The sequence below is a fragment of the Pseudomonas furukawaii genome (assembly GCF_002355475.1).
GTDB lineage: Bacteria > Pseudomonadota > Gammaproteobacteria > Pseudomonadales > Pseudomonadaceae > Metapseudomonas > Metapseudomonas furukawaii.
Window position 1 is genome coordinate 6,001,441 of sequence record NZ_AP014862.1, and the last position, 19,701, is coordinate 6,021,141.

Annotated in this window: 22 protein-coding genes and 3 pseudogenes; 10 read left to right on the plus strand and 15 right to left on the minus strand. The window is 56.1% G+C overall.

Going from position 1 to position 19,701, the window contains the following annotated elements:
- Positions 1-45 precede the first annotated feature (45 nt).
- Positions 46-609, plus strand: coding sequence for an SCO family protein (locus KF707C_RS27740; protein ID WP_197704969.1), 564 nt, complete (start codon positions 46-48; stop codon positions 607-609).
- Between the two features lie 140 nt (positions 610-749).
- On the opposite strand, the gene KF707C_RS29255 is transcribed toward KF707C_RS27740, so the two are convergent.
- The gene (locus tag KF707C_RS29255) at positions 750-980 is read right to left on the minus strand and encodes a hypothetical protein (protein WP_131679708.1); all 231 of its coding nucleotides are present in this window, start codon (positions 978-980) and stop codon (positions 750-752) included.
- 198 nt (positions 981-1,178) lie between these two features.
- Positions 1,179-2,504 (minus strand): OprD family porin, encoded by a 1,326-nt coding sequence (locus KF707C_RS27745; protein ID WP_003457609.1) that lies wholly within the window; start codon positions 2,502-2,504, stop codon positions 1,179-1,181.
- Between the two features lie 568 nt (positions 2,505-3,072).
- Here KF707C_RS27745 and KF707C_RS27750 point away from each other — a divergent pair.
- The gene (locus tag KF707C_RS27750; RefSeq protein ID WP_036994549.1) at positions 3,073-3,303 is read left to right on the plus strand and encodes a hypothetical protein; all 231 of its coding nucleotides are present in this window, start codon (positions 3,073-3,075) and stop codon (positions 3,301-3,303) included.
- Positions 3,304-3,418: 115 nt separating this feature from the next.
- Here KF707C_RS27750 and KF707C_RS27755 read toward each other — a convergent pair whose 3' ends face one another.
- Complete coding sequence (locus KF707C_RS27755; RefSeq protein ID WP_051050808.1) at positions 3,419-4,924, minus strand: sensor histidine kinase; 1,506 nt, start codon at positions 4,922-4,924, stop codon at positions 3,419-3,421.
- A 160-nt stretch (positions 4,925-5,084) separates the two neighbouring features.
- On the opposite strand from KF707C_RS27755, the gene KF707C_RS27760 reads away from it, so the two are divergent.
- On the plus strand, positions 5,085-5,714 hold the full coding sequence (locus KF707C_RS27760) for a TlpA family protein disulfide reductase (protein ID WP_231992296.1): 630 nt from the start codon (positions 5,085-5,087) through the stop codon (positions 5,712-5,714).
- Positions 5,715-5,716: 2 nt separating this feature from the next.
- Entirely contained in the window at positions 5,717-6,460 is a 744-nt protein-coding gene (locus tag KF707C_RS27765; RefSeq protein ID WP_003457615.1) for a cytochrome c biogenesis CcdA family protein, read from the plus strand.
- 142 nt (positions 6,461-6,602) lie between these two features.
- Here the strand turns inward: KF707C_RS27765 and KF707C_RS27770 are convergent, their stop codons facing one another.
- The 4 genes from KF707C_RS27770 to KF707C_RS27785 are packed head-to-tail and all read right to left on the minus strand — an operon-like array spanning position 6,603 to position 9,046.
- Positions 6,603-7,064, minus strand: a complete 462-nt coding sequence (locus tag KF707C_RS27770) for a methyltransferase family protein (protein ID WP_036994551.1) — start codon at positions 7,062-7,064, stop codon at positions 6,603-6,605.
- A 4-nt stretch (positions 7,065-7,068) separates the two neighbouring features.
- Positions 7,069-7,743, minus strand: a complete 675-nt coding sequence (locus KF707C_RS27775) for a DsbA family protein (protein ID WP_003457619.1) — start codon at positions 7,741-7,743, stop codon at positions 7,069-7,071.
- Positions 7,744-7,797: 54 nt separating this feature from the next.
- Complete coding sequence (locus KF707C_RS27780; RefSeq protein ID WP_003457621.1) at positions 7,798-8,226, minus strand: copper chaperone PCu(A)C; 429 nt, start codon at positions 8,224-8,226, stop codon at positions 7,798-7,800.
- Positions 8,227-8,257: 31 nt separating this feature from the next.
- On the minus strand, positions 8,258-9,046 hold the full coding sequence (locus KF707C_RS27785; protein WP_003457623.1) for a cation transporter: 789 nt from the start codon (positions 9,044-9,046) through the stop codon (positions 8,258-8,260).
- Positions 9,047-9,114: 68 nt separating this feature from the next.
- Here KF707C_RS27785 and KF707C_RS27790 point away from each other — a divergent pair, with 68 nt between their 5' ends.
- Positions 9,115-9,522 carry a MerR family DNA-binding protein gene (locus KF707C_RS27790; protein WP_036994553.1) on the plus strand — a complete coding sequence of 136 codons (408 nt, stop codon included), beginning with the start codon at positions 9,115-9,117 and terminating at the stop codon, positions 9,520-9,522.
- 329 nt (positions 9,523-9,851) lie between these two features.
- The gene (locus tag KF707C_RS29260) at positions 9,852-10,025 is read left to right on the plus strand and encodes a hypothetical protein (RefSeq protein WP_192817708.1); all 174 of its coding nucleotides are present in this window, start codon (positions 9,852-9,854) and stop codon (positions 10,023-10,025) included.
- Positions 10,026-10,436: 411 nt separating this feature from the next.
- Here KF707C_RS29260 and KF707C_RS27795 read toward each other — a convergent pair whose 3' ends face one another.
- Entirely contained in the window at positions 10,437-11,336 is a 900-nt protein-coding gene (locus tag KF707C_RS27795; protein ID WP_394296143.1) for a cation transporter, read from the minus strand.
- 146 nt (positions 11,337-11,482) lie between these two features.
- Between KF707C_RS27795 and KF707C_RS27800 the strand changes: the two are divergent.
- Positions 11,483-11,875: pseudogene (locus KF707C_RS27800) on the plus strand (hypothetical protein); the annotation flags it as partial.
- Here KF707C_RS27800 and KF707C_RS27805 read toward each other — a convergent pair.
- Together KF707C_RS27805 and KF707C_RS27810 are read right to left on the minus strand one after the other, a co-directional pair.
- Positions 11,868-13,021 (minus strand): IS3 family transposase gene (locus KF707C_RS27805; protein WP_085986651.1). Its coding sequence is split into 2 segments (ribosomal slippage): positions 11,868-12,775 and positions 12,775-13,021, totalling 1,155 coding nucleotides; the frame shifts between segments, so codons are not numbered across the junction. The pseudogene KF707C_RS27800 and the gene KF707C_RS27805 sit on opposite strands and share 8 nt — an antisense overlap.
- A 261-nt stretch (positions 13,022-13,282) precedes the next feature.
- A pseudogene (locus KF707C_RS27810) lies at positions 13,283-13,531 on the minus strand (transposase domain-containing protein); the annotation flags it as partial.
- 86 nt (positions 13,532-13,617) lie between these two features.
- Between KF707C_RS27810 and KF707C_RS29995 the strand changes: the two are divergent.
- From KF707C_RS29995 to KF707C_RS27820, 3 genes are all read left to right on the plus strand, one after another.
- Entirely contained in the window at positions 13,618-13,749 is a 132-nt protein-coding gene (locus KF707C_RS29995; RefSeq protein ID WP_003457638.1) for a hypothetical protein, read from the plus strand.
- A gap of 7 nt (positions 13,750-13,756) precedes the next feature.
- The gene (locus KF707C_RS27815; protein WP_036994563.1) at positions 13,757-14,104 is read left to right on the plus strand and encodes a DUF3703 domain-containing protein; all 348 of its coding nucleotides are present in this window, start codon (positions 13,757-13,759) and stop codon (positions 14,102-14,104) included.
- A gap of 206 nt (positions 14,105-14,310) precedes the next feature.
- Positions 14,311-14,388, plus strand: coding sequence for a hypothetical protein (locus KF707C_RS27820; protein WP_231992364.1), 78 nt, complete (start codon positions 14,311-14,313; stop codon positions 14,386-14,388).
- Positions 14,389-14,684: 296 nt separating this feature from the next.
- Here the strand turns inward: KF707C_RS27820 and KF707C_RS27825 are convergent, their stop codons facing one another.
- From KF707C_RS27825 to KF707C_RS27840, 5 genes and pseudogenes are all read right to left on the minus strand, one after another.
- Entirely contained in the window at positions 14,685-15,944 is a 1,260-nt protein-coding gene (locus KF707C_RS27825; RefSeq protein ID WP_003457644.1) for an OprD family porin, read from the minus strand.
- Between the two features lie 776 nt (positions 15,945-16,720).
- Complete coding sequence (locus KF707C_RS27830) at positions 16,721-17,491, minus strand: hypothetical protein (RefSeq protein ID WP_036994565.1); 771 nt, start codon at positions 17,489-17,491, stop codon at positions 16,721-16,723.
- 123 nt (positions 17,492-17,614) lie between these two features.
- On the minus strand, positions 17,615-18,007 hold the full coding sequence (locus tag KF707C_RS29885; protein ID WP_231992297.1) for a hypothetical protein: 393 nt from the start codon (positions 18,005-18,007) through the stop codon (positions 17,615-17,617).
- Between the two features lie 351 nt (positions 18,008-18,358).
- Positions 18,359-18,856: pseudogene (locus KF707C_RS30200) on the minus strand (TniQ family protein); the annotation flags it as partial.
- Entirely contained in the window at positions 18,807-19,700 is an 894-nt protein-coding gene (locus KF707C_RS27840; RefSeq protein ID WP_003457650.1) for a TniB family NTP-binding protein, read from the minus strand. The gene KF707C_RS27840 and the pseudogene KF707C_RS30200, both read right to left, overlap by 50 nt.
- Position 19,701 lies beyond the last annotated feature (1 nt).

Consider the following 19,701-nt stretch of genomic DNA (forward strand, 5'->3'; position numbering starts at 1 on the left):
TCGCGGGAATCGTCCGCTAGCAGGTGATGTATGTGCAGATGGCACTTGACCCTCGTTGCCACGCTATTGGTTGCCGGTTGCGGAGATCGGGACTGGAGAACCCAGGATGTGACAGGGAAGATGCCCAACCTAGAGTTCAGTCTCACCGATGAAAATGGAGAGGCCGTCAGCGAAAAAAACTACAGAGGAAAGCCGGCTCTCCTGTTTTTCGGTTTCACGCGTTGCCCTGATGTCTGTCCCACCACTCTTGCCAAAATAGCCATTGCTTCCCGGCAATTGGATGAAAGCCTTCAAAATGACTTGAATGTCTTGTTTGTCTCAGTTGATCCAGCTCGAGACGATCCGCAGTTGCTCCGAAACTATACAGACGCTTTTGGTCCGCAATTTATCGGACTTACAGGCGACAAGACAGCGTTGGACGCATTGACGCGTCGTTTTTTCAGCATCTACGAGTATGGCAAGAAAGACGAAGCGGGAGATTATAACGTTTCGCATTCCACTGCGGTGTATGCTTTCAACCGTTCTGGGGAGATACGCACGTTGTTTCGCGATAGCGATCCAACAGACGCGATTGCTGCAGACTTGGAGTTGCTCTTAGAGGAAAACTAGTCGGATGCTTGTCACAGCTTATAGCTGGAGATGCCTTTGGCAATAAAAAAGGCGCCACTCGGGCGCCTAGGGTACACCTCTTTCCAAAGGAGCTCGGGAGCTTCTAGAGGTGAACACTTTGGTGGAAAGCCAACCTGCATTCAGTCTTGTTGAGAGACATCCTGCTCGTGAGCGGAATTCAGCTTATTTTCTTCAGATTTTTCTTCAGCTTTATCCGCTGCACTTTCAGTGCGGTTTTCCCCGTGAATTTTTGCCTGGTTTTCTCGAAATTCTCTGTTCATTTCGAGAGAGCGGCCATAGCCATCTTCAGCAAACGAGTAGCTTGATCCGAGCACGACGGCAGATAGGGCAACAATGCAAGCCATCTTCATATAACCATCCTCGAGATTAAGTCCGAGTCGCGATACTCAAGACTGAGGTGATTGTATGGGCGTGAACCTAACAGCAGGGTGAGCGGAAGATTACAATATTGAAATTATTGCCATCTGGAGTGCGAGGTTGAGGCCGCTTTATAACGGCCATAAAAAACCGGACGGAGAGCTGATGCTCTCTCGCCCGGTCCGATTGCTTTAGAGAACGCTCAGCGGGTACTCAACGATCAGGCGAACCTCATCAAGGTCCGACTCGAAATCAGTTGCGCGAGTGTTCATCTGGCGAACGCGGAAAGACATGTCCTTCAGCGAACCGGCCTGAACAACGTATTTAGCTTCGATGTTGCGTTCCCAGCGTTTTTGGTTGGTGAGCGGATCACCATTCTCGTCACGACGCATGTACACCTCGTTCGCATCGGAGTAATCCGCATCCGTACCACGGGCATAACGGGTCATGAAGGACAGACCGGGAACGCCGTACGCAGACATATCGAGGTCGTAGCGAACCATCCAGGAGCGCTCTTTCGGCGAGTTGAAGTCGCTGTACTGGATAGAGTTGTCGAGGAAAATGGAGTCGGACTGGCGCAGGTAATCGAAGTCGTTGTCGCCATCGTTACGCTGGTGCGACAGGGCAATGCTGTGGCCGCCGACTTTGACACCGATCTTTCCGCTATAGATATCGTTGTCGAACTCACCCAGCAGTTTCTGACCTTGGTCTACGGCCTTGTAGTAGTTGGCTCCCCCGAAGATGCTGACAGTGTCGTTCAGCGGGGATTCGAAGTAGATACCAGCATAGTGCTGGTTCCAAGCATCCTCCAAACGGCTCGTGTAAAGGCTAATGGCGACATGGTCGGTAACGCGGTAATCACCACCACCGTAGGCGACCCAGGGGGAGTCGACGACACCCGCGTAGAAGGTGGCGAAGTCACCACGCATGCCACTTTCCTGCGGCTGACTCATGGCGTGCAGACGACCGCCCTGCAGTTTCAGGCCTTCGATGCTGGCGTTTTCCAAGGTCACGCCTCGGAAGGACTCCGGCAGCAAGCGCGAGTCGCCGTAATGCACCACAGGAGTGGTGGGGAAAACGTCGCCGGCCTTGATCACGGTGTCGAAGAGGCGCGCCTTCACTGCGCCACCGAGCTTGGAGTACTCGTCCTCGGCCTCGCCTTCACTGTTCACCGGCAGCAGGTTGATGCTGCCGCCTGGACCGTAGCGACCGTCGCCAGTATCCAGCTTGAGACCGAGCATAGCGAAGGCGTCGACACCGAAGCCTACCGTGCCCTGCGTGAATCCCGATTCGAATTTGCCGATGATGCCGTGGGCCCATGCTTCGGAGTACCCGTTGCCGGTATTGCTCGATTGGCCGTGACGGAAGTCCCGGTTCATATAGAAATTGCGATTGAGGAGTGTGAGGCTGCTGCCTTCGATGAAACCTTCCGCCTGCTCTTCAGCCGCCGAAGCCATCGGCACGGCGCCCATGATCGCGGTCATGACGGCGAGTGAGAGTTTCGTTCTATATCGCATTGATTGCTCCTTATGGTCGGCAGTTTTTGGTTTTTTTATCGCCACGTGTTGTTCTTGTTGAGTTCGACGCCAAAAAGGAGACGACAAGGGCCTCCTGGCGACCAGGGTCTATCCTTGCAAGTCGAAGATAACTTGAAGATGATTGGAAGATTACAATTCTGTAATGTTCGCAATTCAGCAAGTTCCTTTCCTTATTGCGACATCGTCAGAGCCGATTGACCACGCTTAGCAAGCTATGGTCCTGCCCCACGGCAAAGGATCGAACTTCCTCATGATCTGAGGGAGGCTGGAGCGTAGGAATTGAATTAGCATCCTGGGATAGATGCTTTTTGCCAGCCAGATGCCAGTACGTCGCAGTGTGTCGATTGAAAGATGCTTATGGGTATAAGCCCTAACAGGTCTGGATTTTGATCAAAGGCTGTTGGCAAATGCTGGCTGCGATGAAAACTGTTTAGTGCGATAAATTTCAGTATTGTAATTCTCTTTTCATGCTCTCGTTAGCTTCGGCCTCGTAGTATCGAAACATCTTCTTCCGCATTGCAAATGCGATACTTACGAGGTTGGCTATATGAAGCAAATTAAATACCTTCTGATTGCGCTGCTTGCTATGGGCTCGGTTTCCGCCTTCGCCAAGGGGGATGGCTACGACAAGTCCTATGAATTTAACAAGAAATTCCGTGAAGATCAGAAAAGAATCCACGGCCAACGTGATGATGGTGCAAAGCAGGTAGATAAAGCAGAACTGAAGAAAAAAGAGTCCTCACCAGCTACAGCTGAGAATCTCCGCAAGGACGACTGATCAAAAGCTTGCCAATAAAAAGCGCCCGATGGGCGCTTTTTTATTGAAGTAACGCAGGTAGTTCTTGACGTGACCACCAGATAAGAAAGTTTAATATTAATGGATTTATCAGTTCTTATCCGGCATGCTCACCGGTGTGTTGTATTTCTGTTTCAGTCTCTGCTGCCTTCTGTGCTGATTCGGCGACCCTGAAGCTCAAACGAATACTGGTGCCCTCATTCTCCCGGCTGGTTAAGCTGACCTTCCCACCGAATCGCTCCATGATCTGCTTGACCATGATCAGACCAATACCCAGCCCACCTTGTTTGGTGGTGTAGAACGATTTGAAGGCCATCATTTCCTGTTGTCTGGACATGCCTTTGCCTGAGTCACTAATGATCAGGTCCAACCACTGTCCGTTCAGGTCTGGAAAGGCTTGAATCGAAAGCTGGCCGCCGCCCGGCATCGCCTCGATGGCATTAGCGATGACGCTGTTAAGGACCTGCGAGAGTAGCAACCTATGGCTGGTTACCAGCGGGCCAGGCTTATCCACCAAGGAAACTTGAATTTTTGACTTTGCAAGCTGTTGCTCAAAGTTATTCAAGGTTCCCCGTACCACCTCTATGGGTTCGATCTGCTGTGAGTCTCCGTGGAGCGGTCGCAGGCAGAGCAGCAGATCACGGACCCAACTCGACAATCGGTCCACTTGGCTGATGATGTCGGAAATGCATTTCTGTAACTGGGGGCCGTCCATTTCTTGGGCTAATTCTGCGCTGGAACGGATCGAAGCCAGAGGATTTCGCAGGCTATGGGCGACCGCGCTCGACATCTCGCCCAGCCCCACATAGGTCTTGTTGGCGACCAGCTGATTCTGCTGCAAAGCCAACAAGTTAGATGCCCGCTTCACAATCCAGTACAAGCCGAGGTAAAGCAACAGCCCACCAAGCGCCGTTGCTGCCCAGATCATTCCATTGCCGCGTTTGACGCGTTCGATCAGGTCTATCGGCTCCTTGTAGATCTCGACGATGGCCAAGACCTTGCCATTGTCATCAAGCAGCGGGATGTAGTTTTCGATGAAGAACATCCTGGGATCACGGAGAAACTTCTGCTCGACTTTGCCTTCCTCTACCTCGTTGTACCTGGCCGATACGCGTCCGCCAGACTCAAAGGCCTCTTCCAGTGCTTCGTCATAGGCGACTTGCTTTCCAATCAAGGCAGAGTTGGTCGACCACGCGACTGTTCGGTCCGGCGAGTAAATGGTGGCCAGCAGCGAATCCGGCAGGTGGGACAGGTGATCAAGGAATTCCGACCGTGCACGTTCGCGATTTCGCCGCGCTTCCTGAGTGAATATCCAATACTCGTCCGGAAGCAGCACGTTCCCCATCTGCATGCCTTCTAGCCCGTGATGGCGCGTTTCTCCCTTGGCCAGCGTTTGAATGAACTGGGCCGAGAGCATTGCGTCTCGCTCCAGGCTCTCACTGACCAGGAAATGCGTGGAGATGGAGCCAATGCCTATGGCGACCGCGGCGATGATGACTAGGCTGACCAGTGAGAACCAGCGCAGAAGATTGAAGGGCCGTGTGGGGGCGATCTCCCGTGCTTCACCCATCATCCCGTAGGCCAAGATAGATTCAGCTTGCATGTGATTTCTCCGCCATTTGTTCCCCTTTTTATAGTTGCCGTCATTCTGTCGGGTAGCGCGCGCCTGCTGACTGGCACCAGGAGTGGATGAGTGGAAGCCGGACAACTGAATAACGCTGGCGTACGCCGGTGTTAGGCCTGCGATGGCTATAGTCATCAGCATGGACGACCTGATGCAGAGGTGTACTGTGCAGTCTGATGCGATTGACCTCCAGGTTCGATCCGAAACGTTTCGCCTGCCTTCCTTAACGCGTTGGTTTTTTTGGCTACCGTTGCTGACGTTGATCGTGTTACGCGTCGAAGCGGCCTGGGGCGCTGATCCTCTTGGGCCAGGCGGCTTGACGCTGTGGCCAGAACCTAGGCCCCTAGAACAGGTTAAATTTGTAGACGGTGAAGGTAGAACCCGTACCCTCGCCGACTTCCATGGCAAGGTGGTTCTGTTGAATGTCTGGGCGACATGGTGCGTGCCGTGCCGCGAGGAGATGCCCACCCTTGACCGGCTGCAGAGCCGGCTCGGTGGAGAGGATTTCCAGGTCGTTGCGCTCTCCATCGATCAGGAGGGCGTTGATGCTGTACGCGACTTCTATCGCGAGATAGCTGTACGAGGCCTCGACATTTTTGTTGATGAGAAGATGGACGCGATACAGACGCTCGGTGCCTTTGGCTTACCGGTAACGCTGTTGCTGGACCGCCAGGGGAGAGAAGTCGGCCGTAAATTGGGAGCTGCGCAATGGGACGCTCCGGAGGTCGAGGCTTACCTTCGAGAGGTCATCAGCTCAACCAAGAGGTAACCATGAACCTGAGCGATATCGGGGTCTTGAGTGCTTTTGTGGCGGGGATGATCTCGTTCCTGTCGCCTTGCGTCTTACCTCTTGTCCCAGGCTACATGTCCTTCATGGCCGGACGCTCAATGGACGAACTGGAGGTACGGAAGGATAACCGGGAGCGTCTCGCTGTTATTGGTATGAGTCTTAGCTTCGTGCTGGGCTTTTCCACGGTTTTCATTGCCCTCGGCGCCGGTGCAACGGCCATTAGTCAGCTCCTGATCGCCTATAGGCAGGAGACCAACCTGATTGGCGGACTGATCGTGATTGTCTTCGGGCTTTTCATGACAGGACTGATCAACCCGCGTTGGCTCAACATGGATGTGCGTTTCGTCCACCAGTTAAAAACGTCTGGCGGCCCGCTTGCCGCCTACGTGCTGGGCATTGCCTTTGCTTTCGGTTGGACGCCCTGCATAGGTCCGATTCTGGGCAGCATCCTCACGTTGAGTGCATCCACAGGCACCACTGGTGCTAACGGTGTGACTCTGCTGTCGATCTACTCGTTTGGCTTGGGTCTGCCATTTCTGCTGACGGCGCTGTTTACCAATCATTTTCTGGCGGGGATGAAGCGTTTTCGCCGCTGGAGTCGGGGCATCCACGTCGGTGCTGGTATCGTCCTTATCCTCATGGGCTTGGCCATGGTGACCGGCCAACTGACCCGATTCGCCTGGTGGTTGTTGGAGGTGTTTCCGGTTTTAGGCAGGATCGGCTAGGCGCTGCCAAGAACCGAAGCTCAGTGGAAGCGGGATGCGTCCTGTTTTCTGGGCCGATGAATTTTTTCAGCAGAGCATCGTTCTCGCTCTGGTGAGGACAGCTAGGCTGGCCGTAGACCACAACCGACTAGCCACGTGTACTTCACAACCATCTGCGGACACGCCTTCGATAGGCGGCGAACTCCTCTCTGAACAGGCTTGCCAGCGCATGCTCTTCAGGAATGATCTGAAAGCGGTTCATGTAGAGCACGAAGCCGAGCACCCCCAGCAGCGCCACGAGTGACCCGAGGTAGATCGACCAGGCTACCAAGGCTACGGCGAATCCCAGATACATCGGGTTCCGCGTATAGCGGTAAACGCCTGAACTGACCAAAGAGGAAGCCGTCTCCGGCTTCAGCGGGTTGACGGTGGTATTGGCGAGGCGGAAGGACAGTACGCCGGCCAGGCAGACCGCCGCCGCCGCTAGAAGCACAAGAGTCGAGGCAATGATGCGCCAACCGGCGGCCACCTCGTCGTTGGGTACCCATAGCGAAAGCAACCACATCACCCCCCCAAATGCCGCTGCGACTAGAGGAGGTGGTACACGATGCTCCAGCCAGTTCATGGTGTCAGTTCCTTGCTTGTTTGATTTCTGACAGCACTAGGTTGCGAAGCGGTTCGGGACCGAGCTCAACCAGCGGTTGGGTGTTGACGTAGAAGGTTGGAGTGCCACGGATACCAATCTTCTTGGCATCTTCCATGTCGCGCTTCAAGACCGCATCGATGGCCGAAGAACCCATCTCAGTGCGAGCTTTCTCCACGTCTAATCCAGCCCTCGCGGCGGCGTCCCAGGCTTTCAACACTTTCGGGTCATCGTGCCACTCCGGTTGTGCGGCCAGCACTGCTTCCAGCACTTGTGGGAATAGATTCTGTTTGCGAGAGGCCTCCAGCATTCGTGCAACTTCTTCGGAGCCCTTGTGGAACAGCACGTAACGCATGACCAGGCGGACGTCATTGGGGTTCTCGTCGAGGATCTGCTTCACGAGCGGATAGAACGCCCGACAAGCCTCGCAGGATGGGTCGAAGAATTCGACGATGGTCACGGGCGCATTGGAGGGACCGAAGGTCGGTGAATGGAAACGTACCAGCGTGGCGGGGTCTTCAGTGGCTGATGCTGAGGACACGGCGGCGACAACGGAAGCCTGTTCTTCCTGCGAAATCTGGCGGTCGTAGAAGAGTACCGCCGCCGCAATTGCTACGAAGGCGAAAATGATGATGTCGAGGCGAACAAAACGTCGACTCATGGGGCGGATCTCCAGGAATTGGCTAGGGGATTGAGGGATTGTCTTGGCCCAATATCATTGCGCGGACGGCGAAACTGCTGTGAAGGTGACGGGCAAGCTCTGGCCGTCAGCAAACTGCAAGGTGACTTCTACCTTATCGCCCAGTGCCACCGGTTGCCGGCGTTGCATCAGCATCAGGTGGTAGCCGCCTGATGCGAAATTCACTGTCGCGCCAGGGGCCACTTCTACCTTCTCGATGTGCTGCATGCTGGCGGTTCCGTTCTCAATAGCGCTGCGGTGCATCATCACCTCAGCATAAGTGGGACTCTGTGCACCGGTCAGCACAACGGATTCGGTTCCGGTGTTGGTCAGGCTGAAGTAACCGGCGGCCGGCAGGTTGCCGGGCAACAGGCGCAGCCGGGCATCCTTGGCCTCCAAACCGGCCATTGCGTCGGTCGACGCGGCGAGCAGCAGCGCTATGCAGAGATATCGGAACAGCAGCATCAACTTTCTCCTTCTTGAATGATGGCACTACTCAGTGCGGCTCTTTCGGGCCGCAGCAGCCGCCGGCAGGGTTGGACGGTTTCGGGGCGCAGCAGGGCTCAACTACGACCACCGTGGATTTGGGGGAACAGCAGGTATCCGGATGTCCCACCGTCTGGCTGCCACAGCTGCTGGCTGTGGCTGCCGGTTGGGGGTTCGGGGGCGTAGAGGCGGTCCGCCATTCGGCCCAAGCTTCGGTGATGACCTGCCAGGCGGAGTGCAGGAACAAGGTAGCGATGGCCAAGCCGACCGCCACATCCGGCCAGAGGCTTCCGGTGAGTGCAACTAGGGCCGCGGCGACGATTACGCTGCTGTTGGCCAGCAGGTCGTTGCGCGAGCAAAGCCAGGTGGAGCGCATGTTCAGGTCATCGCTGCGGTGCGCATAAAGCAAAGCAAAGCACACGCCGTTGGCGAGCAAGGCAAGCGCGCCCACGGCGCCCATCCAGTCGGCGGCCGGCACCTCGTTCAGCAGCAGCTTGCGCACGGCGTCGGCGATCACCACCAGGCCGAACAGCAACATGAAGCCGCCTTTGAACAGCGCCGCGCCGGCCCGAGCCCGAACACTGCGGTGCAGCACGAAGAGGGTCAGGGCATACACCGAGGCATCGCCGAACATATCCAGCGAATCGCCCAGCAGCGCGGTCGACCCGGCGATCCAGCCGGCGCTGAACTCCACCAGGAACATCAGGGCATTGATGGCCAGGACGATGTAGAGCACTCGGCTTTGCCGGGCTCGCAGCTGGGCCAGTTCCCCGGCCTTGCTTTCGCAGCAGCTGTCCATGAACCAATCCTCCTCTACGGTACATAGCCCGTAGAATGAGGGTTATAGTAACTATAAGGTCAAGCGCTATGAACGAGCCCAGATTCACCGTTGGTCAACTGGCCACGGCGACAGCTACCAAGGCTGTCACCATCCGCTATTACGAGAGTATGGGTCTGTTGCCGGCCGTCCAACGCAGTTCGTCAGGCTACCGTCAGTACTCGGCGCAAGATCGGGACCGCCTGGTTTTTATCCGGCGCAGTCGTGCCTTGGGTTTTAGCCTTGACGATGTCCGCGAGTTATTGAGCTTTTCTGACCATCGGCAGGATTCCTGCGCGGCGGTTGATGCAAAGATCGCGGAGCAACTGGCCCAGGTCAGATTGCGGATACGTGATCTCCTGGGATTGGAGCAAGAACTGCAACGACTGATTGATTGCTGCCAGGGAGGAGTGATCGAGCAATGCCGCATCATTGAGTCGCTGACGGGGCACCAATGAGCGCTTCAAGCGAAGCACCCGTCATGACGGTCCCGTCGTCCACTTCGTCGGCCAGATGTCGTCTCCGTGAGATAAGTGCCGGCGACAGGATCATTTTTTAGGCCGCTGATCGAGGAGCCTATTTGTGGAAGGCACGTTCGCGAAGATAAGTTTGTTGGGGGCAATTAATGAGTCGCCCTGCGAGGCATTCGTGCTGCTGGTTTTGACCCTCGTCGCTCTATGGGCCGCTCATAAGCTTTTCCTGGCTCGAGGCTAATTGAACCGCCCACGCGACGGAAGTTGGCTAGTCGTCAATAACTTCCGCCATCAGCGAATTCCACGAGCTGGGCGTGAAGACCTTGATGTTGATGGCTGACAACGCGCATACCGCCGAGGCCATTGCCGACCAGGTCGGCAACGACGATGCTCAGGACAGCTTGCTGCCGCCCGAAAAAACTCAACGCGATCGAAACCCTGATCAAGCACCGAGGCACTGTGGGGATGGTCGACGACGGCATCAATAAGGCATCTGAGCTAAAGATTAGTAACCGTCCGGCCAATACACCTCCCCGATGTCAGCGAGAAACTCGACTACATGCCAGGCACCTTCACGGTCGAGCGGCATGTTCGCGTGGGGCAGGTCTCTCAGAATTCATGTCATCGACGGGCTAGTCTGATCTGACACCCTGCGCCTGGGGGGGGAGGTTGATGTCAACCGTCGACTAAGTCAGAAATCAGGAAGGGGTTACCGTTCGCGTACCTCTAGGTAGGCGAACGGAGCATCACACCTTGCCGGGGGGCCCAGCTGTGCACCAACAGTTCGACCAAGGCGCTAGCATTCCGGGTCGGCAGGCACGTGAACACGTCCTTTTAGGCTGATTTCCTCCCTGCCATACCTCCACATTGCTTAATCGGCGGAGGTTTGAGCATGGTCATCAAGCCTTCATGGCAAGAATTCGCCGCCCGCCGTTGAGGACAAGTAGGCCGACAGCAAAACCAATCACAAGGTCGGGATAAGGCGAATCTGTAAGCATCACCAGTAGGCCAGCAACAATAACCCCTAGGTTGGCCAACACATCGTTTGCTGAGAAAATCCAGCTTGCTCGCATGTGAGCGCCACCATCTCGGTGTTTTGCTATCAATAGCAGACAGCCAACATTGGCCACAAGGGCAACCATGCCAACCCCCATCATCAGCAATGACTCGGGTTCGCTTCCAAAAATAAATCTGCGAACAACTTCCAGTAAAACGCCCAACGCGAGCGCTATTTGTAGAAAACCCGACAGATGCGCGGCCTTAAGCTGTAGCCCCTTGCTCCGTCCAACAGCATAGAGGGCAAGGCCATAAACAGCGGCATCGGCGAACATATCCAGCGAATCCGCGATCAGCCCTGTGGACTCAGCAATAACCCCGAGAATCAGCTCGGCTACAAACATAAGAGCATTGATTCCCAACAAGGCTTTAAGCACCCTGGACTCACCTAGGGCCTCCTGGGCGTCAGCCTGCCCTCTCTGCGCGATCTCGCCTGGTGCACAAGCCCGCGTACCTATCAGGGTCGAGCCAAGGCCCAAGGAATCGAGCTTGCTAGCGTGCAGATCTATCTTCCCCGTGTGATAGACGTGAACGCGCCGTTGACCAAGATCGAAGGATAACGACTCGATACCTTCCCGCCCCTCCAAAGCCAAGCGAATCATCCGCTCTTCAGAGGGACAGTCCATCTTGGACACTGAAAATTCGCTGACCCAGGCGCTCCCTTTAGTTGGGGTGGCCACCTCATTCAGCGGTGCAACGCCGTGCGTACAACCACAAGCTTTGTCGCCACTCATCCTGTTCACCGTCCACTCAGTAAACCGCCTTAATACACCCTGTAGCGGGTACAGGGTCAACCTTTGACCAACGTCAGGTTATGCCCATATTCGAGGCCTATATTGGACAGTGGCAATCCACTCCCTGCCTACCATCCCCTGCAAGGATCTGAATTATGAAAGCATCCAAACTCGCCGCCCTCGCTTTGGCGGCTGTGCTTTTCCCCGTCCTAGCTTTTGCGCAGCAGGACGCTAACGCCGCCAAGCCGACTCAGCAGCCGATGAGCATCGAGCAATTTGACCAGGAGATGGCGAAGGCGCAGGAAAACCTGAAGAACATGCAGGAGCAGATGAGCCTAATCCAGAAGACGACCGATCCGGCGCAGCGCCAGAAACTGATGCAACAGCACCAGGCCATGATGCAGCAAGGAATGCAGATGATGAATGGAATGTGGGGTGAAGGAATGATGGGGTGCTGCGGGGGCGGCATGATGGGCGGTCACATGATGGGGAATGGTCACATGATGGGTTGGGGCCAAATGGGCAGCCACTACTCGGGTTCTACCCCATTTCCACGGACGGTTTGAAAAGGGCTGAAAACTTCAGATCTTGCCTGGCGACTCTACGACGCATTCTCGGGTTGTGAAACCGCTCGATGTAATCGAATAGATCTGCTCGTGCTTCATCGCGAGTTCGATACGACTGATGGGCAACCCGCTCCCGTTTGAGCTGACCGAAGAAGCCTTCACAGGCAGCGTTGTCGCCGCAATGCCCGACGGCACTCATGCTGCAAACCAGCGTGTTGCGATTCAGAAAGCGCTGGTAGTCAGCACTGGTGAATTGGCTGCCGCGATCCGAATGCAGGATCACTGACCAGTCACCCTGGCGCTGCCAGATTGCCATCTCCACTGCTCGGATCACCATTTGCCGATCCTGGCGGTGATGCATCGACCAACCGATCACCAGCTTGCTGTACAGGTCGAGCACTACGCACAGGAAGAGTTTGCCTTCCAGTGTGGCTATTTCCGTGATGTCCGTGACCCACTTGCGCTCCGGTTCCTGTGCAGTGAAATCGCGCTCCAGGAGGTTTTTCACGCCTGCTGGGCGGCCACTGACGGCTCTTCCGAAGCCACGTCGTTTCCGGCGTGGCCAGCCTTGAATTCGCTCAGCCGCCATCAGGCGAGCAACTCGGTTCAGGCTGACGACTTCGCCCTCGTCGAGCAAATCCTCGTGCATTCGTGGCGCTCCAATCACGCCCCGGCTGTCCTCGTGAATCTCCCGAATGCGCTTCACCAAGCGCGCATTCTCCTGAGCTCGCGCACTTGGTTCACGATCCTGCCAGGCGTAATAGCCGCTGGCAGAAACCTTCAGGCAACGGCACATCAATCGTACCGGGTACTCGTTGCGGCAGCGCTGGATCACCGTGTACCGCTCGATGACTCCTTGGCAAAGTACGCTGCCGCGTCTCTTAAAAAATCACGTTCCTTGGTTACTCGGGCCAACTCGCGCTTGAGACGGGCAAGCTCCTCATCCCGCGGACTTCCCGTTCCAGGGAAGACTTTCTCAGTGCCTGGTTGCGCCTCCCGAACCCAGCGGGTGAGCAGGTTGGGAGCCACACCAATCTCTAGGGCCACCTGTCGGCAGCTGGCCCCTGAACGACGAACTAGCTCGATGGCTTCCCGCTTGAACTCGGGACTGTATTTCTTGCGCTTCATGAACACTCCTTCAGCTCGGTGTGAGCTTACTTGAAAGTGTCCGTGCTAACGGGGTAGAACCCCTCCCAGATGACGCCTGAGCAGATGAAGCAACATCAATACATGATGGACAGGTACATGGGTATGCAGCAGATGATGATGGATCAGATGATGCAGCATCAGCAGCACATGGGCACGCCGCCTCGCTAAGACCCCAGGCTTGTTCCACTGGAAGCGCCCTATTCCCACTGTTAAGCGTCTGCCCAACTCACCTGGCGTGAGTTAGGCAGGCCCCCGCCGATGCGGCAGCAGTTGGCCGATCTCACTCGCCCGCTGCGTCGGCAGCCGCGTCAGCACATCCTTCAAATAGGCATACGGGTCATGCCCATTCATCCGGGCCGACTGGATCAAGCTCATGATCGCCGCCGCCCGCTTGCCACTGCACAGTGATCCGGCAAACAGCCAGTTCGAGCGTCCAAGTGCCCACGGCCGGATCTGGTTCTCGACCCAGTTGTTATCGATGGGCACAGCACGTTCAACAACTGGGCAGACGGACACCGATCGACATCTCTGCACTAAATTGCCCCTCGGTACGCCAAGAGCTTCGTGTAGAAGGTGTGGAGGGGATCAAGGCCTTCTTCCTGGTCGTCACGCTGACCAGCTACGCTACGATGTGGATGGCGGTGTTTGCCGACATGGGAGTGAGCTTGTTCGTCGCCTTGAACGGTCAGCGTTTGCTGCGCAAGTGAGGGTGAAATGAACCGTGATATGCGTGAAGCTATCAATGAATCGCTTCTGAATGCCCGGCAGGCGCTGGGGGCGAAATCCCCACCGCAGGCTTACCCCTGGTTGGAGCGAGCCCACATCCTTGCCCAGAAAAGCCCCCTGCTCCATAGCTATAGCCACTGGCTGATGCTTCAGGCGGGCTGGATGGAACGCGATTACCGGGAGATGCTTGGCCAGGTACCGCGCATTCTTGCAGCCTTGCTGTTCTCCAAGGTCTGGGTGCCAGAGGGCAATACCGGACGGGCAAGAGTCAGCGCCTTTCGGCCGATGCCGATTTCAGCGGAGTTGAAACAATTACTGCAAGGCGAGCGTCGATGAGGGCTTATCGCAATGCTCTCGCTGGCGAACGGCTGGGTTTTGGTGGGGAATTGCAGTCGTGGTGGAAGTGCTTGAGCAATGCCTCAAGTATGCCATTGAGCAATGTCAGAGCTGGGAGCATCGCTCACCGTAAGTCCCTTCCTTAACCTGGTGCATGCCCAGAATACCGTTGCGATGTTCAGCTCAGCCTCATCCTGGGTGGAGCGGTGGGCAATCTCATCGACCGAGCTGTCCGTGCCTATGTTGTGGACAACCTGGACTTCCACTACCAAGGCTGGCACTAGCCAACAATCAACTTGGCGGACAGCTCGATCGTCGGCGGTGCGTTGCTGGTGATGGTCGGCGGTACGGTGAGACCCGCAGTGCAAGCGGGTCGCCGTGATGAAAAGCGATCTTGGTGACCTCGACAACATCCCTGGTTGGACGTACCGGCACGAAGCGCCCCAGAAACCGGCTGCCTCCAGGGCTTAAGGTCGAACTCCCCTATGGCGTTCTGCAGGGGAGTGGCCGAACGAGTTGGAATTGTCAGAACCAACGCCCAACACCAGCTGAGCGTTGAATCTTTCAGTGCTGATCAGCCCTAGAAAAGCGGCAGCACATAACTGAGGATCAGGCGATTCTCGTCGATGTCGTTGCCGAAGTTGGTCGAACGCGCCGTGGCGTTGCGCCACTTCACGCCGAAGTTCTTCAGCGGGCCGTCTTGGAACACGTAGGCGATGTCCATGTTGCGTTCCCACTCCTTGCCATCCTCGCGGCCCACACCCAGGTCGACGTCGTCGCCGGACAGGTAGCGGGTCATGAAGGTCAGGCCAGGAATGCCGATGCTGGCGAAGTTGTAGTCGTAGCGGGCCTGCCAGGACTTCTCGTCCTTGTTGGCGAAGTCCCCGATCTGCACGTAGTTCACCAGGTAGGGGTCGGTGCCATTGATGTAGGCGAAGCCCGTGTCGCCGCTCATGCTCTGGTAGCCGAGGCCGAAGGCGTGGCCGCCCAGGGCGTAGGTGAACATGGCGCCGAAGGCCTTGTTGTCGACGTTGCTGGTGCCGTCATCGGTGGAGCGGGCGTAGCGAATATCGCTCTTGAGCGACTGCTTGTCCCCTAGCGGCAGCATGTGCGTGACGGTGAAGTAGTGCTGCTTGTAGAAGTCGTCCAGGGCGCCGTAGTGATAGCCGGTACTGAGGTTGTCGGTCCACTTGTAGGTGGCGCCGGCGAAATTGAAGTCATCGGCGGTGGTGCCGGGACGGATGCCCTGAAAGTTCTTCGCGCCGCCGGTGAAGATGGTCATGTCCTCGTTGTCGGAGGAGTCACGCTGGTTGACCTTCTTCAGTTGGCCGCCATCGAAGGTGAGGCCGTCGATCTCCATGGAGTTCAGGTGGCCACCGGCGAAGGTCTGCGGCAGCAGGCGCGAGTCGTTGTACTGCACCACCGGCAGCTTCGGCAGAAGGGTGCCGACCTTCAGCACGCTCTTGGAGACGCGCAGCTTGGCGGTGGCGCCGGCCTCGCCGTAGTCGTCCTGGGCGCGCCCGGTTTCGCGGTCGCGCTTGAGCAGACCGGTGTTGCTGCGGTCCGGGCTGGAGTCGAGCTTGACGCCGAGCAGGCCGATGGCGTCCACACCCACGCCGACGGTGCCTTCGGTGAAGCCGGATTCGTAGCGCAGGAGGAAACCCTGGGCCCATTCTTCGGCCTTGGACTGCGGGGCGTTGTCCTGGCGGAAGTCACGGTTGAAGTAAAAATTACGTGTCTCCAGGCTCGCTTTGCTATCCCCGAAGAATTCGGCACATGCCTGATAGCTGATACTGAAGGCGCCGGCGCCAATTGCGGTTGCCAAAATTGTTCTTCTCATTTGGAGTCTCCTAGCTCAAGAGCGCGCATCGGTGTGTAGAAGTAGCCTGCGTTGCACGTTTCAATCGATGATTTTTCTAGTGCTTGAAGGGGGCAAGGCTGAGACCTGTAGCAACTACAGAATCAAGCGAACACAGTTGATCTGTAAGGACATTGGCAATCTGCTTCAAGCTCTTCGCCAGGCCGCTAACGAGCTATGCAAGTTGATCCATCAAGCTAAAGGGAGGTTGGTCTCATCGGCAGGGCATTTGTTACGAATTCTTACTTTCCTCATACTAATATAGGAATCATTCCAAATAACTCTTCATTACAAAATTGTAATGTTTCCGTCATTTTCATGTTAAGTCTTAGAGCCCACATTCTGCGCGAGTGCACTCTATGATTTGGAACGGCCAATGCTTGTCCGCTAGGTGCTAGTGACCGCAGAGAGTTTATAAATTAGAAATAGGAAGGGTTTAGCTGGTTCAAAGGGCATCCGTTGCTAACGAATCCTTCAATGAAGTGCAGTGATCCGCCAATGCTTATCCCACACGACTGAGCTTTTCTTCGTCAATGGAAGGCGAGCTCGACGATCTTCAAGACAACGAAGAAGGCAAGCGAGGCAGTCGCGCCGGCCCTTGGCGATGACCCGTAGTACGGCGACGATGCCCGTTTGTATGAGGTTAGGGGACGTGTAATGCGTCGATCGACTTCTTGATACTCGTCTTGGGGATTGAAGTCCTGGTGGAGTCGAGGCAAGTCGATCAAACGCGGATTTTTATCGGCGGACATCCGGAGCTAGCTCCGGAATTGGGTCCACTCGATACCCACTTGTTTATCAGGAGGCGGCATGTATTTGCTGTTTTTAATCTGACTGATCTTCAACACACGGTAACAGCCACCCCACTTATCGATGTAATTGGGTGATCGGCACAGCACCATACCGCTGACGAAGCCTGGCTGAATATCTTGTGACTTTGGCGGGCGGATGGTTAGGCTAATCCATCTTTGCGCCTCGACCTCGTCTTTGAGTCCGCGGCGATACTGGATGAGGCTCAGTGTGAAGAAAACAATGACGCCGATCGCCGGTACGGCGTAAATGGCATAGCCAAACTTGTCGTACACCCAACCGTTCGAGGTCAAGCTGGTACCGCTCAAGTACAGCGCAACAAACATACTGGCCATGAGAAGCAGGGCGCAAAGGGTTATTGAGCCCATGGCTGAGCTCTTGTTGAGACTCGCCTCGCTGTACCGCTGTCTGGCAACTGGGTCGCTCAAGGCGGTATTCAAGGCTTTTCTGTTGAAGTAGGTGCTGGATAGACCGGCTACTTTGAGCACTTTGTTGCATTGGTGGTTGTGCCAGCTCCATAGAGAAACGGCGACCACCTCGAAAAGCAACGTGGCGCCAAGAGCGAGCGCGGCAAGCACATCAACAGGTAAGAGCGCCGCAGCGTCAGGAGAGCTGTTGAAAGCGATAATTCCTGCTACACAGGCCGTATAGGCGTTGCTGGCCACCAAGGACAGCAGGTCAAGGAAACGGAAAATGTGGTGCTGGCGAAGCTTGGGCATGCTGCCTCCATCTATCTGTGCTCTATAGCGTGCAGACGGAGTGCTCGGTGATACAAGCGGTTGAAAGCAGTAAATTTTGTTGGCCGAACCACAAGTCAAGAAATGCGCAGGAAACTCTGTCTCTCACACCATCGCTCTCGGCCCTCTGGGATTCCATCGCTCTCGTTGAGTTGCCTTGTGAAGCACGGATGAGACGCCTAGAAGGCCATTCACCTCGTCTGCGCTACCAGTTCCACCATGCCGCAGCAGATACTCCTTGGCGGAGGCACGCTCCTGCGTTGTGGGCGCGTAATCCTGATCGAACAGCAGCGCCCGAAGCGGCTCATGCAACCAGTAGGGCGTCCAATGCCGATAATCGACGAGGTAAGAACTGGAGACGCGGCTATCCCGCGCAATGTTGGCGAACTGGTGAGGCCAGTCCACCAACAGCTCTTGCGCCATGTCCAGCAAACGAGCACGGACACCCACCCGCAGACACTCAAAGCGCTGAGCAGAATGTGCGTAGGGATCAAACATCAGCTCCGCATCTCGTAGAGCAAAGTACTCGCGCAGACGCCGGCATCGACCGGGCTGATTGAGCCGCTGCAGAAGGATCTTCAATCCAGCAAAAAAGAGCGGTGAAAAGACCTCTGCGCCAGGCAGATCTGGGCTCCACCCATCGACTAGCATCCGGCACAGTTGTCGCTGGAATACAACAAGGCTCTCAGGCGCAGATATCTCATCCCAAGGCTCATGGCACCAGTCGTGGCCGCACTTCCCGCAATGCATCATTGGCTCAACTGCGGGGAGAAGTCGGCACCCGAAATCAGTGGTGTGGTACTCGATCGGACCGTGACACCATGGACAGCAGTCCCGCAGGTAGATGCCATGGGCCGGACATACCACCGCCAGGGCAAGGCGCCAGTAGCGCCTAAAGTAGGGGATAGGATCACTGGCTAAGCATGCGCAGCACATTTGCGTTGTGTAGGAGGAGATACGTCGGTGGTCATGACACGACCGCCCCATTGGCATCAGCCAATCAACGGGGCCTCGCTCGCTGGGTGCCTGGAACCACAAAAGGCCCTGGTATGCCCACATCCCGGTCGAGAAGGCCTGCTCGTAAGTACAGCCCACTCGCCTGACAATCCGACCGAGCAGCTCCTCATCTGGCACGCGATCCAAATCATGGCTAAGGAGCTGTGAGCTGAACCCGAGAATATCTGTCGCCAGGCATTGCAGCTTGACCGCATTACCTCGCGCCAACCTGGTCATCCAGGACAGCAACAACTCATCCTCTTGTGGCCGACTTCGATAAGCCAAAAGGGGATGTCGAGGATCAGTAGTTGTAAGAACGCCCTGTCGCAGGCGGTACATAGCCGGCCGCATCCAAGTGCTGCTTGGTGATGTGCTTAGGTTCGATAACCTCTTCACCACTGCGAATTGCCATTTCAGCCAACACCGTCAGGATCTTCACCGTCTCACCCAGCAGGCCATCACTGAAGTGGAGTAGCTGCATCAAAGCGTTTTCATCCATCAGGTTGGACTGGTTTGCCAGCTTGAAATGCTTCAGAAACGTCTTGATGAAGCGGGCATATTCCTCAAGGCGCTTGTCGTTCCATGAAGGGAGATAGACCGGCCGGAAGCGATTACCAATCGATTCATCCCTGGCCAGGATTGGCTCTACCTGAGGCACGCCTGCAATGACAACCGGGATCCTCAGCGAGGTGCAGATACCCCTGATAGCGTTGAGCATTCGCTGATGCTGGGTGTGCGAGCCGCCGTTGAGATTGAAGGCTTCATCGACGATGAGCATCTTCGTTTCCAAATGGCTCAGGAGAATGCAGATCCTGTGGAGCATCGACTCATCAGACTCTCGTGCCGAGCCTGCCACGCCAAATTTGCTCAGGATCCTGTAGTACAACCGCCCTTCGATCGGGGCTGGAGGCATGTCGATCAGCAGGACCGGCATCAACGCCTTTTCGGCGTTGGGGTCCGACACCGGCGGGTTGCGCTTCAGGAAGTTCGCCAGGATGCTGGATTTGCCATTCTGACTTCTTCCCAGAAGCGCCAGACATGGCATGCGGTTGGAGTCAGGATGGATCAGGAGCTGCTCCAGGTGGTAGCGCACCTCTAAAGCAGCCTCATAGCCGACCCAGACATCTTTCCTCAAATCGAAGATGCGCTGCGCCGTCTCGGGAGAGACGGGCTCGCGCATGATCTTCGCAACCATA

Coding starts and splice junctions, on each gene's coding strand:
- KF707C_RS29255 (WP_131679708.1), bottom strand. CDS start 980: ATGAAGATGGCTTGCATTGTTGCCCTATCTGCCGTCGTGCTCGGATCA.
- KF707C_RS27745 (WP_003457609.1), bottom strand. CDS start 2,504: ATGCGATATAGAACGAAACTCTCACTCGCCGTCATGACCGCGATCATG.
- KF707C_RS27750 (WP_036994549.1), top strand. CDS start 3,073: ATGAAGCAAATTAAATACCTTCTGATTGCGCTGCTTGCTATGGGCTCG.
- KF707C_RS27755 (WP_051050808.1), bottom strand. CDS start 4,924: ATGCAAGCTGAATCTATCTTGGCCTACGGGATGATGGGTGAAGCACGG.
- KF707C_RS27760 (WP_231992296.1), top strand. CDS start 5,085: ATGGACGACCTGATGCAGAGGTGTACTGTGCAGTCTGATGCGATTGAC.
- KF707C_RS27765 (WP_003457615.1), top strand. CDS start 5,717: ATGAACCTGAGCGATATCGGGGTCTTGAGTGCTTTTGTGGCGGGGATG.
- KF707C_RS27770 (WP_036994551.1), bottom strand. CDS start 7,064: ATGAACTGGCTGGAGCATCGTGTACCACCTCCTCTAGTCGCAGCGGCA.
- KF707C_RS27775 (WP_003457619.1), bottom strand. CDS start 7,743: ATGAGTCGACGTTTTGTTCGCCTCGACATCATCATTTTCGCCTTCGTA.
- KF707C_RS27780 (WP_003457621.1), bottom strand. CDS start 8,226: ATGCTGCTGTTCCGATATCTCTGCATAGCGCTGCTGCTCGCCGCGTCG.
- KF707C_RS27785 (WP_003457623.1), bottom strand. CDS start 9,046: ATGGACAGCTGCTGCGAAAGCAAGGCCGGGGAACTGGCCCAGCTGCGA.
- KF707C_RS27790 (WP_036994553.1), top strand. CDS start 9,115: ATGAACGAGCCCAGATTCACCGTTGGTCAACTGGCCACGGCGACAGCT.
- KF707C_RS27815 (WP_036994563.1), top strand. CDS start 13,757: ATGAACCGTGATATGCGTGAAGCTATCAATGAATCGCTTCTGAATGCC.
- KF707C_RS27825 (WP_003457644.1), bottom strand. CDS start 15,944: ATGAGAAGAACAATTTTGGCAACCGCAATTGGCGCCGGCGCCTTCAGT.
- KF707C_RS27830 (WP_036994565.1), bottom strand. CDS start 17,491: ATGCCCAAGCTTCGCCAGCACCACATTTTCCGTTTCCTTGACCTGCTG.
- KF707C_RS29885 (WP_231992297.1), bottom strand. CDS start 18,007: ATGTTTGATCCCTACGCACATTCTGCTCAGCGCTTTGAGTGTCTGCGG.
- KF707C_RS27840 (WP_003457650.1), bottom strand. CDS start 19,700: ATGGTTGCGAAGATCATGCGCGAGCCCGTCTCTCCCGAGACGGCGCAG.